The organism is Enterobacter sp. 22466 (assembly GCF_052044775.1).
GTDB classification, from domain to species: domain Bacteria; phylum Pseudomonadota; class Gammaproteobacteria; order Enterobacterales; family Enterobacteriaceae; genus Enterobacter; species Enterobacter dissolvens.
In genome coordinates, this window is sequence record NZ_JBQENX010000002.1 from 532023 (window position 1) to 546536 (window position 14514).

Sequence of the window (14514 nt, forward strand, 5' to 3'; positions counted from 1 at the left end):
AACAATGATGAACAAAGTCGCTTGTTTATCCGTTCGGGCCAGCACCTGTAATGTGTCTTTAAGTTCATTGGGCAGATTTCGCCCCATTGCAAAGGTGTAAATATGACAACACGCGAAGCCGTTTTTCCCTCTGGACGCCAGGCGCTCTATGAGCGCAATCGCTATTCACCTGCCATCAAATCTAACGGCTTCCTGTTTGTTTCGGGGCAGGTTGGTAGCCGGGAGGATGGTTCGCCTGAGCCCGATCTGAAAGCGCAGGTCAGGCTGGCATTCGACAATCTTCATGCTGTCCTCGCGGCTGCGGGCTGTACGTTCGATGACGTGGTTGACGTTACCCTTTATGTCGTCGATCCCGAGTCAAACCTCGATGCTATCTGGAGTATCCTGCCAGAGTATTGGGGGGAGGCACCTTACCCAACGCTGACCGGGATCGGTGTAACGTGGCTGTACGGATTCCAGTTTGAGATTAAGGTGATAGCCAGGCTGCCGTGAGCGTCAGGGGTCTTTGCGCCAGTCGAAAGATAAGACAGCGCTTACCGGGCCTACAGTCCCGTAGGACGGGTAAGGCGAAGCCGCCACCCGGCAGTTTTTCCGAACGCACAAAAGCAAAAAGCCTGCTTTAAAAGCAGGCTTTTCAAATTTGGCTCCTCTGACTGGACTCGAACCAGTGACATACGGATTAACAGTCCGCCGTTCTACCGACTGAACTACAGAGGAATCGTGTGAACGAGGCGCATAGTAGCGACCTCGGTACGCCTTGTCAAAGGGTGAAAACACCCTTTTTGATTGTTTGCCGACAATTTCAGCAAATCGCTGATTTTATAGCAAATTTGCGGTGAAATTACACAGCAGGATGCGCCGCCTGCGGGCAGGCGGCGCGGTTGATTAGAACAGGACGGAGTAGTTCAGACCAAACGTACGGCCACGGCCTTTATAGGTATACAGACCCGGAGCGCCATACGTTGGGCTATACAGCCCTGGTGCGCGCTGTCCCCAGGCGGTGGTGTAGTCTTTGTCCAGTACGTTTTCCACGCTGAAGCTCACTTTACCCACCGGCAGGGCGTAGCTGCCCAGGAAGTCGACCGTGTTATAGCCATCGATCTTCTTACCGTCGGCATCAGAGACGTCAAAGGTCTGGGTACTCTGCACGCGCAGGGTCCAGTCGCCCGGTGCCCAGTTGACCCAGGCGCTGGCTTTCGACGGGCTGGCGCTGTCTACCGTCAGCTTCTCCCATTTACCGTTTTCACGGGTTTCAGACTTAATGGCGTTAAAGTTCGCGCCGGTGCTCCAGTCGCTGTCGGTGAAGAAATAGTCCACCTGACCTTCCACCCCGTAGATACGACGTTTGTCATCTTCCAGGTTGATGGTCATATCGGTTTTGTTGATGGTGATGGTTTTATCCGAGAGCGAGTAGTACGCCGCAACCTGCGTGCGCAGGTTATCGCCGGTGTAGCGCCAGCCCAGCTCGTAAGCGTTAACCTTAATGCCGTCCAGCGTCGAGTCGTTAACGTTCACGCTGTTCAGCAGGCGATAGTGCCCGTCAACCAGCTGATAGGTGCCGGAGCCGTAGTACTTCGCCAGGTCCGGGATTTCGAAGCCCTGGGAGAAGTTAAACCACAACTGCTGCTGTTCGGTCAGGCGGCCAAGGATCCCGGCGTTAAACAGGAAGTTGTTGTAATTGGTCTTCCCGCCCGGTACCGCGTCTGCGGAGGTAGCCTTACCGGTGGCGATAGCCTGCTGCTGGGCGTAACCAACAAAGTCATCCACCTTGTTTTCGGTGTACTGATAACGCACGCCGCCGCTCAGGGTGATGGCGTCAATGTCATAGCTCGCCTGCAGGAACGGGGCGAGGTTGGTAATGCTGTAACCCGGATAACGTCCCACATTGTACGCATTGTCCAGCTTCATGCCGCCGCTCGCCGCCGCTTTACTCAGGTCGAAGAACTGCTGGTTGGCATCGAAGGTTTCATGGTCGGCATCCACGCCCCAGGTCAGGGTTAAATCATCCACCGGCTTGCTGTTCAGTGTCAGCTTACCGCCGTAAAAATCGGTTTTCTGCTGAGAGGCACCGATGCTGGTGACCGTCCCTTTGCTCAGGGTCGGGAACGGGTAGTAGGTCAGACTCTCGTCACGGTAGTAGATCTGCGCGACCAGATCCTGTCCCCAGAAATCGGTATTGGAGTACTGCAGGTTAATCAGATGGCGCTCGGTACCGGGAATACGGTCAGAATCCAGGTTGTTTTTGTTATACGCAGTGGCATCACCCGTTACTGCCGAGAAGTTCTTCCCGAGGTACAGGCCATGCTTGCCATCGGATTCGCTCTTGTAGTACTGGGTGGTTAACTGCAGCTGCTGGTGATCGTCAATGTTGATGGTGCCGGTGCCCATCACATCAATACGGTCCGAATACTGTAAGCCGGTCTGGGTGTTATCGATGATCACCTCGTCGCCGTTGCCGTCATACCAGCCGCCGTAACGCTGATAAGAAACGGACAGGCGACCAGACGCGTTATCATTACCGCCGCTGACCGCCGCCGACACGTTCTCATCGTGGTCGTTGTGGCTGTTAAACCCGCTTTTTGCCCCGGTCTGGAATTCGACTTCCGTCTCCGGCTGACCTTTTTTGGTGACGATGTTCACCAGGCCGCCGGTACTGCCGCCGCCGTACAGCGAGGTGGCGCCGGAAATCACTTCGATACGGTCGATGTTGAACGGATCGATAGAGTCAAGCTGACGGCTGTCGCTACGGGAGGAGTTCAGACGCACACCGTCCACCATCACCATCATTGAACGGCCGCGCAGGTTCATACCGTAGTTGGTGCGCCCCTGGCTGCTGACGTCCATGCCCGGGATCAGCTGCGCCAGCACGTCTTTAATCTCTTTCCCGCCCTGAACCTGCTGCTCAATTTCCGCACGCTCAATAACCCAGGTGGTCTGCGCCATCTCCGCCACGCTGCGGTGTGCGCGGCTGGCGGAGACAACGATATTTTCTTCCTTTTGTTCTTCTGCCCACGCAGAGGTCGAAAGCATGGCAAGCAAGCACGGATTTAAAACCCAAAGATGAGAACGTTTCATTGTTATGTTGATCCTGATTGTGTGTGTCAGTACTCGGTGGTCTGTGCTAATGGTTTAAAAACCTGGCTGTTATCCACGCTGGTGGTGCTACGCCAGTGGATCACGCCGGGGGTGGTGGCCAGCTCAAACGGCTCGTCGTCGTGCGCGCGATTGAGAATTCGCGCGGCGCGCCAGGCCATCAGGCTAAGCTGGGGTTCGGCAATGCCGAGACGGTGCATCCCGGCATTCACGGCAAACAGGCGGTTGCTCTGCGGGCCGTCCCATTCAAGGGTGAAATCGTTGTTGATGTGAAAAGCTTCATCGGCATCCAGGTGCAGACGATGGGAGAGCGGGGCCAGAAACGCAGGCGGCGCGGCGCGGTAGCCAGTGGCAAAGATCACCACGTCGCTCTCCAGCTGTTCGCGGCCGCCGTCGAGGTGATGCTGTAGCGTCAGGCGCTGCCCGTTTGGCAGTCGCGTGAGGGCGGTCACCGAGCGGGACGGCATCAGGTGCGCCCAGGGTTTTTCTCGCAGCACTTCGAAGCGGTGGTACATGGCGCGGTAAATCGCCAGCAGGGACTCGGTGGTGATACCGTCAGAGGTCATCTTCTGCTCGTGCAGCATCTGACGACGGGCCTCTTCACCAAGCGTGGAGAAGCTGTCCACGTACTCCGGCGTGAAATACTCGTTGGCAAACGCGGCCTCATCCAGGGCGTTGTAGTTGTTGCGGCGCGACACCCAATTCAGGCTCAGCGGCTGACCCCACTCCCCGCGGAAGATATTCAAAAACAGATCGGCACCGCTCTGGCCGCCGCCAACGACGGTCACCCGTTTGCCCGCCAAATCTGGCGTGCGCAGCATCATCTCGCTGGCGTGGAAGCAGCTGTCATCCTGCGCGGTCACGCAGTCGGGGAGGTTGATCTGTTTGCCAATCCCCACGCAGACGTGGCGCGCCAGGAAGCGATCGCGCTGGGTCACCACCTCAAACAGGCCCTTTTTCTCATCAAAACTCACCTGCTGCACCTGCTGGCTGAAGGCGAGGTTGGTGAGGTTTTCCGCCGCCCAGCTCAGGTAATCAGCAAACTCTTCGCGGGAGACGGTGCGCTGCTCGGTGGTCAGAAAACGGTAGAACTTTTTACGCTGCACCAGGTAGTTGAGAAAGCTGTGACGGTTGGTCGGCTCCACGGCGCTGACCAGATCCTTCAGGAAGCTGGTTTGCATGTGGCAGTCCGGGACCATCATCCCCGGGTGCCAGGAGAAATGTGGCTTGCGTTCAAGGAACAGTGAGCTAAATCCGTCCAGCCCCTCTGCAAGGGCTGCGATGCTGAGGTTAAACGGGCCAATACCAATGCCGATGAAATCATACGTTTTCATTGCGCTGACTCCTGGGAGACCAGAAAAAGGGGGTTATCGAGATCGCAGACGTAGTTCGGCAGCATGCGGCTGCCACCGTCGTGTTCGGAGAAGGTGAGTTTGACCGGGTTGAGGATCACGCGAATAATCTGCGGCTTAAACAGGTCGAATTTCGCGAAACGTTCTGCAAGATCCGGATGCGCGGCCATATAACGGCGCAAAACCTGCGCCAGGATCTGGTAGAAGCGGGTTTCGCTGACGCCGCTTTGCTGCGTGAGACGCGAGATAAAACGCAGCACCGTCACGAAGTTGCCGGTTTGCAGGTCATGAATGATGTACTCCGCGCTCAGACGCGCCGTAACGGCTTTCACCTGTTGCGACAGGCTTTCCGCCTGCGGGAAATCTTCATCCACCAGCCGCATATCACCCTGGAAATCCTTCAGCAGAATGCGCTGCGGTACGTAGTCTTTCATCACCAGCGTCACGTTCTGGCCGTGGGCGATGAGCGCCACGCCGTAGCGGCAGAGCAGGTGATAGAACGGGATCACCGTGGCATCGAACAGTTTTTCCAGCCAGGCTTCGGCGGTTAATCCCGAATGCGCAATCCACGCGTCAATCAGCGGGCGTCCGGCGTTGTCGGTCTCCATCAGCGCCGCCATCAGTACCGCCTGCTCGCCGTCCTGCAGATAGCAGGACGGGTTTTCGCGCCAGATCACGCCCAGCATCTCCTGATAGCGATAGGGCGCTTTCGGTAATGCGGCGTAACCGGTATGCGCCAGATATCCGGCGGCGGGTTCACCAAGCACCTGCGCGCCAGAGCGGGTGAGAGTGGCGTCGCTGGCAAACTGCTGCTGTAACCAACGCGAAGCCAGCGGACCGGCGGCAATGTACTTGCCCGGAATGCCGCGATAGCAGGAGGTGTTGTAGATGGTCAGCGGCAGCTTGATGTCATACGGCGCGCGGCGGCTGGCGTTGGTCAGCGTGCGCAGGGACTGTTGGGCCAGATACTCATCGCCAAATTCCCCCAGCTCCACCATCTCACCGCGCGCGAGCTGCGCCAGGAAATGGACGGCAATTTTTTGCTGCCACTGCCACGGGTGCAGCGGTACCGGCAGCCAGCTGTCGTTAAGGTTAAGCGCCTGCCAGCGGGCATCAAAGCGCGCGCGCTCGGCACTGTCCATGGTGCTGGCCAGCAGGGAGTTGATATCGCAATCGACATCGCTGCTCCAGACCAGATGCTCGCGCTGCACGGCAACCCAGTGCAGGCGAAAACGGCCACGGTATTCCGGCGCGTACTGGCGCAGCGCATCCAGCCCCCAGCCGCGGCGTCCTTTGTTAAAAATGAATTTAGGATGGCCGCTCATCAGACACTGGAGTTCGTCCGGGTCGAGATGAATGAGCGCGTCGGCATCAAGCGTCTCTCGCGCCTGCAGCAGTTGCATATCGCCCCGCAGCGTGGCGTAAAGATCTTCCAGATGCTCTGCCGTTTGCGCGTCGCTCATCTCCAGCACCGTCGCCAGCTGCAGAAACGTGCTTTCCGCTTCCACGGCAGCTCCGCTGGTGGTGGTCAGACTGGCGGGATCGATATGTAACCAGCCCCAGATGCCGCGTGTGGCGCGAAACTGCCATGTTTCGCTGCCCATGGCGATTTGCCAGCGATCAGCGGCCAGCGGTTCGGCGCTCAGGGTGCGTTCGTATTCCAGCTCGGCGAGGATCTTCGCCACCATCTCGCGGTTCACTTTTTGCCAGAGTGCGTTCACAGTCCCACCTCGCTGAAGAAGCGGTGACGCTCGCTCATGATGAGGCGAGAACGTTTATGCGGGAAGTCGAACTCTTTGACAGTCTCGAAACCAGCGGAAGCCAGATGGCGGAACAGGCGCTGGTTGTCGAAACGCGGCTCGGCGACAATGCGCGTCGTGCGCGGTTCATCCAGCCACAGATAGTGGCTCAGACCGCGCAGCCAGCTACGGATATACTGCGCGCCGCGCCAGTTCTCTTCGCCAACCAGCATATGCAGCCCACGGTCAAACGGCTGCCAGCGATAGTGGCGTCCGATACGGTCTTCTGCGGCCCAGTAGAGCTCAAAATAGCCGAACGGCCGATCGTCAAAGCAGCCGATAACCGGATAGCAGTACGTCGAGTCGAGCTGACGGCGCAGGTAGTTTTCCTGCTCTTCCTGTGGACCGGCCATCTCCCAGAACGCATTAACGCGCGGGTTGTTCATCCACTGGGTAAAACGCTCACCGTCCAGCGCCACGTCGGCCACGCGGAAGCTCAGGGTGCGTTTAATTTGTGCATCGTAACGGCGATAAACTTCCCCTTGCGGACGGTGAGGGCGCAGCGGGAAGTAAAGCTGACGGCTCTCATCGAACTGCATGCCACCGCTGGCCTGCGGACGCTCCCCCTGCAGCCACAGCGGCAGCTGCCAGAAGGTCTCACGGGCCAGATAATCGCCGCTGGTAAGCGCGAATAACGTCTGCGCCTGCGGTTCATCCTGCCAGGTGGCCCACGGCAGCGTGATGCCGGTCAGCGCCGGTGCGGCGACAAACAGCTGATCCAGCGCCTCGACCAGCCAGCCGTCCGGGATATCGCGCAGGCGCTCCAGCACCGCGCTGCCGTCGAGGCCTAAGGTCAGCGGCAGGGACCTGTCCGTTACGGTGCAACGAAAGCCATAGCCGGAATGGACGATATTCGCGTTAGCCATCACGCCTTCTCCTTGTAAAACGGGTTGCTAAAGTCGAAATAGATCACTGCCGGATCGGCAATCGTGTTTTCGTTGCGATCGTGCAGGTAGCAGAAAAAGTTGCCTTTGCAGTTCCACGTCGGGCTGTCGAGCACATAGTCGAGACAGCGGGTCTGCTTCGCGGTCTGGCGCAGGTCGGCCAGCGCGTCACGCACCCGTGACATCAGGCTCTCTTCGCTGTCGAAACCTGCGGCGGCGAGGGCGGCGGTGACGGCAAGGGTGGAGTTCAGCAGCAGGTAATACGGGAAGTAGCGCAGCAGCTGGCTCTCGCCGAAGCGGTTTTCCACCTCGCTTTCACCTGCCTCTTTCAGCCACGCGTCGGCCCCTTCGGTCCAGGCGCTGCCCTGGCAGTCACGGTAGATAAGCCCGACCGGGAAGTCCTGCTGCATCTCCACGAGAATGTTTTGCTGATGTGCCAGCAGGACCAGACCGTAATCGGCTTCGGCGCTGAACAGCGGAAGGAGAACGCGGTCACAATAGGCCTCCAGCCAGCAGCGCGCGGCCTGGGCGAGGGGGAGATCCAGACGCTGGCTGAGACGGCGGACCGCAGCCGCCAGCAGGCTGTCACCGCCGTCCGGCGCGGCCTGCGTCAGGCTCACCAGCACGTTGGTTTGCGTATCCGGCGTATCAAACAGCAGGTTCACGCGCAGGGCCATCAGGCTCTCTTCCTGAATGGCGCCGCTTTCGTCGCGCAGACCGGCCCAGCCGTCTTCCTGCATCACGCGCATGGTCGGGTAGCGCGCCTGGAGTTCCTGCCAGCGCGCCGTCTTCGCCAGACGCGCCAGACGCATCCCGCGCTTAACCTCTTTCACCGACAGCGTGCGCACCGAGTTGGTCAGGCGCACGCTCAGGGAAAACTTAATCATGTCGCTGTTGGTTTCGCTGTACAGCGAGCGGGAGGAGCTGGTGGGTAGCCACTGCGCGCCCGCTTCGCCCAGATCCTGCAGCGCTCCCTTCGCCACCAGTCGCTGGCACCAGTCCTGACCGAGCAGGTGCTCCGCCTGCCACGGATGCATCGGCAGCAGCCAGCGGGTGTCGGTGAAATGACCGAGCAGTTCAGGGGCGCTCTGGGCTGCGAAGCGCAGCAGACGTTCACGCAGGGAGACGTTCAGGCTCTCGCCGGCGATCAGTTCGCTCTCAACAGCAAACCAGCGCAGCGGGAAACGGGAGGCAAAATCGGGCAAATAGCGGCGGGCTTCGGCTTCGTTAAACGGCTCGTGTGACTTCGGGGCCGGATGGAATGCGTGGCCGACCAGCAGCGCCTGTTCCGCCTCGGCGAACGTCAGCGGTGTGTCGCGCAGGTTTGCCCAGTTGTGACGCAAGTCGATTGCCTGCCAGGTATGGGCATGGCTTTCGAGGGCGCGCTGCTTAAAGCGCGCCAGCGTATCGGCATCCAGCGAGCCTTTTACAGAGGGTTTTTCAAGAATTAAATCAACCAGTTGAGGGAAAGTGACGGCGTCACTACGGTCGCTGTCGGTCTGGATGAGCGTTGCCGGGAAGCGGTACTGATGATGCTGGGTTGGGGAGAAATAGTGTACTGAAACCCGGATGGCCTGGGTTTGCGAGAGCGGGATATGGATCTGCGATAGCTCATCCGCAGCGGTAGCGGGGAGATAGCGCCAGTCCTTCGTTTCGCGCAACAGGGCGTTTAAAAAACACTGGGCCGCAACGTCTGTACCGGCAGAGCGGGGCAGAGTACGCATAGATGTACCTCATTCCATGACTGATAATAATTCTCGTTATGATATTCATTCTGTTTACAGTCGCAACTATTTTTGCAATATTTGTTTGCATAAACTTCATGATTTCCACACATTTATTGACACTATGTTCACAATTCTATGCGCTCACTTTCCGACACCCTGACCGACAATCTCACCCCGAAAGCGAACTGGCCCCTGGCGTTGTGTGCCGGTTTACTGGGGATCGGGCAAAACGGTTTGCTGGTCATGCTGCCGCAACTGGTCACGATGACCGGGCTATCGCTCTCCGTTTGGGCGGGGCTGTTGATGTTCGGTTCAATGCTCTTTTTACCGGCTTCGCCCTGGTGGGGACGCCAGAGCGAGCGGCACGGCTGTAAAAGCGTGATGCTGGCCTCGCTGAGCGGCTATCTGGCAAGTTTCTTCGTCATGGCGCTGGTGGTCTGGGCAATGGCGAACGGGATGCTCAATGCCGCCTGGGGGCTGGCAGGGCTTATCCTCTCGCGCACCCTTTACGGCCTGACGGTCTCCGGTCTGGTGCCGGCAGCCCAGACATGGGCCATTCAGCGTGCGGGTCTGGAGAAAAGAATGGCCGCGCTGGCGACGATAAGCTCGGGCCTCAGCTGCGGGCGTCTGCTGGGGCCGCCGCTGGCTGCACTGATGCTCAGCGTTAATCCGGTGGCACCGCTGTGGCTGATGGCGATAGCGCCCTTGATCGCCCTGCTGATGGTGCTGCGTGAAGTGGCCGATCCGCCTTTACCGCCGGTGGCGCAGCAGGCGACGCGGCTGCAGGCATCAATGGTGCCGTATCTCATGCTGGCGCTGCTGCTTGCCGCACTGGTGAGCCTGATGCAGCTTGGTCTGTCACCCCATCTGAGCCCATTGCTGGACGGCAATGCGGCACAAATCAGTCATCACGTTGCGCTGCTGCTGAGCCTGGCCGCGCTGGCAACGCTCGCTGCCCAGTTTCTGGTGGTGCGTCCGCAGCACTTTCGCCCGATGACGTTACTTTGCCTGGCCGCGGTGTTGATGGTGGTCGGGCTTGGGGTGATGTGTCTCGCGGATGTGGCGCTGTTCTATGTGGGGATCGTCATCACCTCGCTGGGGGCGGCGATGGCAACGCCCGGATATCAGCTCCTGCTGAACGACAGATTAACGACAGGCAAAGGGGCGGGGGTGATCGCCACCAGCCATACCCTGGGCTACGGCCTCAGCGCGTTGCTGGTGCCGCTGGTGACGCGCATGTTCGGTGAAACGTTTTTAATCGTGGCCGCCTGGGCGATGGCGCTGCTGTTTTTAGCCCTGAGCTTAGGGGTACGGTCGGTTGAGCGTCCCCCTGTCGGAAGGCCTTAGTGGACCTGGCGGGAGGCGTGGTTGCCGGACTCCTCACTTTGCCGCAAACGCTGCAAGGGATCCTGCTGATAAAAATGACAAAAACGTTGCCACAGGGCCGGGAAACGCGGGGCGAACAGCTCCGGGGCGCTGAAGAAATACTCTGACAGCACCGCAAAACACTCGGCCGGATCGGTTGCCGCATAGGCATCAATGCTGGCCGCGCTTTCCCCGACAAGGTCAATTTCATCCTGGATATTTTCCATCGCCGCATGCAGGTCGTGCTCCCAACCGGCGACTTCACGCAGCGGGATCAGCGGCACACCGCTGGCGCGATCGCCGTTGCGGGTATCCAGTTTATGCGCCACTTCGTGAACAATCAGGTTAAACCCGGACGCGTCGAACGAGTCCTGAATATCCAGCCAGTTGAGGATGATCGGCCCTTGCTGCCAGCTTTGCCCGGACTGCACCACGCGCTGGTTATGCACCAGCCCGATATCATCTTCCCATTCGTCGTCAACGATAAACGGCGCCGGGTAGATCAGCACTTCGTGGAAACCATCCAGCCATTCGATACCCAGTTCGAGCACCGGCAGGCAGAACAGCAGGGCGATACGTGCACTTTTATGTGCATCCAGCTCAAACCCCTGCAGCGGAACCAGCCGCTTTTGCTGCAAAAAGCGATCCGCCAGTTGAATCAGCTTTGACTGTTCATCCGGCTGGAGGTTGGCCAGCACGGGGATCGCCAGCGCGTCATCCCACGGCAGCGCCACATGTTGACCAGCGTCATTTGATTTCCAGGGCCACTTAATCATCGCTGTGCTCGCAAACTCGTCACGTGAACAAAATGGAAAGGTCAGGTTAGGTTAACATGCCAAAGAACCCGGCATGAAGGCAACTACAAAACGTAGAGATGTCGGAATGGCAGGAGAGGCCAGCCTCTCTGCCATTATTCAAACACTTATCCCGTTTCCTTTCAGTGACAAGAATCCCATTGAGAAAACCAGGCGAGAAAAGTCGGTTGTTCTGCGGTTATTTATTGTTGTCGAAAGTGAAAACGTTCTGCTCTCCATTGGCATAAATTACCTGTAGCCAGGTGTGATGCGCATCATTTGCCGGTCGGAGATCGGTGATTAGCGTCTGACCACCAAGCGATAGCGTCTGTGCATACGGTCTGACCAGGTTTTTGTTAATCGCAATCCACGAACCGGTGCGGCAGGCGTCGGTGGAGTTATTGCACAGGAAGACAAAGTAGGGGCTGTCCACCATCATCGTGTACTGGCTGAGTTTCTCTCCGTCTTTGATCAGGACCTTTTTGCCACTGTTGCCACAATTTTCACATTGCATACGGTCATCCGGTGTTGCAGAGAGCGTCACCTGATAGGGAAGTGGCGTGCTTTTTGACGCAGGAGCGGGCTTAGACGTGCTACAGGCTGACAGCATGAGGGTCATCATAAGGGCCGGGAAGACAGCCAGGCCTGATGTTTTGTTCAGAGTCACGTGTTGCTCCTGTTAAAAAGATGCGTTCATTATCATTCCATCAAGACCTTACAGTGTAGAACGATCGCTGATATTTATCGCCGCTTAATCTTCCCGAGCGCGTCAATCAACTGCGCTTTCTCCAGCGCTGAAATCTGCTTATCGCTCAGCAACCCGGACAGCGTGCGGTCCTGCTCTTCACCAAATCCGCCACCGGTCATGATTTGACGGCTAATCAGGTTCAGAATGGCGCTATCCAGTTCAAGAATTTGTGCTCTCACTTCTGCCAGGGGACGGGGTTGCCAGGCTTTTTCAGGCTGCAAACGCCAGCGATCAAGATAGCGATACTGGATATTTTTACTGACAGCCATCTGTGTCTGGATAAACGCATCAATACTCTGCGGATCCAGCATGACGTCACGGGCAGCGTCCAGTGCTTTCAGGAGAACATTTTTTTCCCGAGGGAGATCCTCAATGGGAAGATGGTTCGCCGCCTTATAACCTGCCACATCCTTCATCACCTCGAATCGCGTGTTTAATGCCTCTGCCAGCTCAGGAAGGGTTGCGGCGTTCACGGAGGCGGCCAGCGATGAACCACACATTAAAATTGATGAAACCACAACGGCGAAATAGCGCACGGTTATTCTCCCGCAAAGATAAGTTGAGGAACTATTATCGCAGTCTGTTTATTACAGGCAATCGTTTATAACGTTAATAAACGATGATAATTGTAAGCATTTCAGGGAATGGGGCGGGAAATAAAAAATCCTGATGAATAAAGTCATCAATAGCGGAAATGTCTTTGAGGTTATCGCCAAATAAACAGAATGAACTTTTTGCTAGCATGATAAAGAGCAATTTATATCACACGCAATGAGCACCCTGACACACCGCTCAATATTACTCTGGGAATAAAATGAAAAAAAATATTATTTTGCGCAGCCTGTTACTGGCAGGTTTTAGCGTTGCAACCCCTTTTGCTTCGGCGTCTTATAACGGCTTTGATGCGCGCAGCACTGCAATGGGGGGCACCGGCGTGGCGTCAGCACATTTTGGTGCGGCACCGTTAGTGAACCCGGCACTACTTGCAACCTCACGCTCACAGGACACTATCAGCCTGATTGCCCCCTCCATCGGTGTGCAAGTCAGCGATTCGGCAAACCTGATCGATGGTTTTGATGACGTCAAATCAGCCTGGGATACGCTGGAAAGCGCCCTGGGCACCGGTACAGAAGCTGAAGCCGCAGGCAAGCTGGGCGATATTGTGTCTGGCCTCTCCGGGGAAAATGCCTACGCAAATGTCGGGCTGGCGATGGTGCTTGCTGTGCCTGATGATTCACTTCCCATCGCGTTATCCATAAACACCTGGGGCAAAGGCAATGCGCGCGCGTTAGTGAGCCAGAGCGATCTGGACTATCTGGAAGGGGTTGCCAACGGGTCAATTATTCCCGTGAAAGACGATCTGGATAAATTAACCTCTCGCGCCGAAGGCATGGCCGCACTGGTGACGGAATACGGCGTGTCGATTGCACATCCGTTTACCGTGGGCGATATGTCGATGGGCGTGGGGATCACGCCGAAGATCCAGCGTATCGAAACGTGGAATTACAACGTCGCCATTAACAACTATGACTCCTCCGATCTGCGCGATGGTAACTGGCAACATCAAACCATGAGTGCCAATATCGACGCCGGTTTCTTTGCCTCACCGACACCGGGCTGGATGGTGGCGCTGTCGGCGCAAAACCTGTTTGAAAACCGCGTGAAAACCCGTGAGGTGAACGGCTATCAGCCTGCTTTTGTTATTCGTCCGCAGGTTACCGCCGGTACCGCCTGGCAAACGGGGCCAGTGACGTTAGGTGCCGATATTGATCTGACGCCGGTCAGCCATTTCCAGTATGTCGACAAAAATCAGTACGCGGCGTTTGGTGCTGAATGGCGCACGGCAGACTGGATCCAGTTGCGGGCGGGTTATCGCCTTGATATGCGTGGTAACGACCGCCGCGTCGTCACGGGCGGGGTGGGGCTTTCAGCCGGTGACGCCATGCAGTTTGACTTAACCGCTATTGCCGGTCGTGACCGCACGATAGGCGGTGTCGCGCAATTTACTTTCTTCTTCTAAATAAAAGGCCACATAATGTGGCCTTTTTACTGCACCGCTCGCGCAGGAGAGCTTATGAGTACAAAAACACGTGACGGAATAAAAGCCTATAACCCACTTTCCCTGAAGCTCTATGACTGGTGGGTACTTCGCGTTTCCAATCGCTATGCCTGGAAATGCGCTACCGAGCGACATCTGATTCCTCATTTCAGAAATAACATGAAAAATAACCACCTCGATGTGGGAGTCGGCACCGGATATTATCTGACGTTTACGCCAGGTTTCTGCACTATCTCGCTTATGGATTTGAATATCTCAAGTCTGGAGGCGGCGAATGCACGTGTGGGCAGAGGAAGAGTAAAAGAGTCCATATTGCATGACGTATTCAATCCTTATCCACCGCATTTGCGAGAGCAATTTGACTCCGTGTCGATGTTTTATCTGCTCCATTGCCTGCCCGGCGAAATGCACGATAAAGCTGAGGTGATTGCCCATGCCAGTGCTGCATTAACAAAAGAAGGGCGTTTATTTGGCGCGACTATTCTGGGTGACGATGCGGGTCACAATATGTTCGGGCGAAAACTGATGGACATTTATAATAAAAAAGGCATCTTTTCTAACCGAACCGACAGCGCAGAGGGGTTAGCCTCTCTTCTCTCCCGCTATTTTCATCATGTGGAGATTACCGTTGAAGGGAAGGTTGCGCTCTTTAAAGCCGAACGCAAAAAATGAGCCAGAGATATCACCGACTGC

General features: G+C 57.0%; 12 protein-coding genes and 1 tRNA gene. 4 read left to right on the forward strand and 9 right to left on the reverse strand.

Annotated elements, in window-relative coordinates:
- Positions 1-102: 102 nt before the first annotated feature.
- Positions 103-492, forward strand: a complete 390-nt coding sequence (locus ACTJJI_RS09095; protein ID WP_014832566.1) for a RidA family protein — start codon at positions 103-105, stop codon at positions 490-492.
- Positions 493-641: 149 nt separating this feature from the next.
- On the opposite strand, the gene ACTJJI_RS09100 is transcribed toward ACTJJI_RS09095, so the two are convergent.
- The 6 genes from ACTJJI_RS09100 to ACTJJI_RS09125 all read right to left on the reverse strand — a co-directional run bounded on the left by ACTJJI_RS09100 (position 642) and on the right by ACTJJI_RS09125 (position 8852).
- Positions 642-717: transfer RNA gene (locus ACTJJI_RS09100), tRNA-Asn, on the reverse strand.
- A 168-nt stretch (positions 718-885) separates the two neighbouring features.
- Complete coding sequence (locus ACTJJI_RS09105) at positions 886-3075, reverse strand: TonB-dependent siderophore receptor (RefSeq protein WP_046888387.1); 2190 nt, start codon at positions 3073-3075, stop codon at positions 886-888.
- A gap of 26 nt (positions 3076-3101) precedes the next feature.
- Entirely contained in the window at positions 3102-4427 is a 1326-nt protein-coding gene (locus ACTJJI_RS09110) for a lysine N(6)-hydroxylase/L-ornithine N(5)-oxygenase family protein (RefSeq protein WP_178328535.1), read from the reverse strand.
- Positions 4424-6166: an aerobactin synthase IucC gene (iucC, locus tag ACTJJI_RS09115; RefSeq protein WP_440653695.1), complete on the reverse strand. Its 1743-nt coding sequence runs from the start codon at positions 6164-6166 to the stop codon at positions 4424-4426. The genes ACTJJI_RS09110 and iucC overlap by 4 nt, the downstream gene beginning before the upstream one ends.
- Positions 6163-7110, reverse strand: coding sequence for a GNAT family N-acetyltransferase (locus ACTJJI_RS09120; protein ID WP_440653697.1), 948 nt, complete (start codon positions 7108-7110; stop codon positions 6163-6165). The genes iucC and ACTJJI_RS09120 overlap by 4 nt, the downstream gene beginning before the upstream one ends.
- Positions 7110-8852 carry an IucA/IucC family protein gene (locus tag ACTJJI_RS09125; protein ID WP_440653699.1) on the reverse strand — a complete coding sequence of 581 codons (1743 nt, stop codon included), beginning with the start codon at positions 8850-8852 and terminating at the stop codon, positions 7110-7112. Before ACTJJI_RS09125 ends, ACTJJI_RS09120 begins: the two co-directional genes overlap by 1 nt.
- 138 nt (positions 8853-8990) lie before the next feature.
- Between ACTJJI_RS09125 and ACTJJI_RS09130 the strand changes: the two genes are divergently transcribed.
- Entirely contained in the window at positions 8991-10202 is a 1212-nt protein-coding gene (locus ACTJJI_RS09130) for an MFS transporter (RefSeq protein WP_353418926.1), read from the forward strand.
- Here ACTJJI_RS09130 and mtfA read toward each other — a convergent pair.
- The 3 genes from mtfA to ACTJJI_RS09145 all read right to left on the reverse strand — a co-directional run bounded on the left by mtfA (position 10199) and on the right by ACTJJI_RS09145 (position 12298).
- On the reverse strand, positions 10199-10996 hold the full coding sequence (gene mtfA, locus ACTJJI_RS09135; protein WP_440653701.1) for a DgsA anti-repressor MtfA: 798 nt from the start codon (positions 10994-10996) through the stop codon (positions 10199-10201). The genes ACTJJI_RS09130 and mtfA overlap by 4 nt on opposite strands.
- Before the next feature lie 217 nt (positions 10997-11213).
- Complete coding sequence (locus ACTJJI_RS09140) at positions 11214-11681, reverse strand: hypothetical protein (RefSeq protein WP_440653703.1); 468 nt, start codon at positions 11679-11681, stop codon at positions 11214-11216.
- Positions 11682-11755: 74 nt separating this feature from the next.
- Positions 11756-12298, reverse strand: coding sequence for a chorismate mutase (locus ACTJJI_RS09145; protein WP_440653705.1), 543 nt, complete (start codon positions 12296-12298; stop codon positions 11756-11758).
- 278 nt (positions 12299-12576) lie between these two features.
- On the opposite strand from ACTJJI_RS09145, the gene traF reads away from it, so the two are divergent.
- Together traF and ACTJJI_RS09155 are read left to right on the forward strand one after the other, a co-directional pair.
- Complete coding sequence (traF, locus tag ACTJJI_RS09150; RefSeq protein ID WP_083021033.1) at positions 12577-13782, forward strand: conjugal transfer protein TraF; 1206 nt, start codon at positions 12577-12579, stop codon at positions 13780-13782.
- A gap of 54 nt (positions 13783-13836) precedes the next feature.
- Complete coding sequence (locus ACTJJI_RS09155; RefSeq protein ID WP_440653707.1) at positions 13837-14493, forward strand: methyltransferase; 657 nt, start codon at positions 13837-13839, stop codon at positions 14491-14493.
- Positions 14494-14514 lie beyond the last annotated feature (21 nt).

What these genes read in the sequence shown, in the direction of transcription:
- ACTJJI_RS09095 (WP_014832566.1), top strand. Translation starts at nt 103, where the DNA reads ATGACAACACGCGAAGCCGTTTTTCCCTCTGGACGCCAGGCGCTCTAT.
- ACTJJI_RS09105 (WP_046888387.1), bottom strand. Translation starts at nt 3,075, where the DNA reads ATGAAACGTTCTCATCTTTGGGTTTTAAATCCGTGCTTGCTTGCCATG.
- ACTJJI_RS09110 (WP_178328535.1), bottom strand. Translation starts at nt 4,427, where the DNA reads ATGAAAACGTATGATTTCATCGGCATTGGTATTGGCCCGTTTAACCTC.
- ACTJJI_RS09120 (WP_440653697.1), bottom strand. Translation starts at nt 7,110, where the DNA reads ATGGCTAACGCGAATATCGTCCATTCCGGCTATGGCTTTCGTTGCACC.
- ACTJJI_RS09125 (WP_440653699.1), bottom strand. Translation starts at nt 8,852, where the DNA reads ATGCGTACTCTGCCCCGCTCTGCCGGTACAGACGTTGCGGCCCAGTGT.
- ACTJJI_RS09130 (WP_353418926.1), top strand. Translation starts at nt 8,991, where the DNA reads ATGCGCTCACTTTCCGACACCCTGACCGACAATCTCACCCCGAAAGCG.
- mtfA (WP_440653701.1), bottom strand. Translation starts at nt 10,996, where the DNA reads ATGATTAAGTGGCCCTGGAAATCAAATGACGCTGGTCAACATGTGGCG.
- traF (WP_083021033.1), top strand. Translation starts at nt 12,577, where the DNA reads ATGAAAAAAAATATTATTTTGCGCAGCCTGTTACTGGCAGGTTTTAGC.
- ACTJJI_RS09155 (WP_440653707.1), top strand. Translation starts at nt 13,837, where the DNA reads ATGAGTACAAAAACACGTGACGGAATAAAAGCCTATAACCCACTTTCC.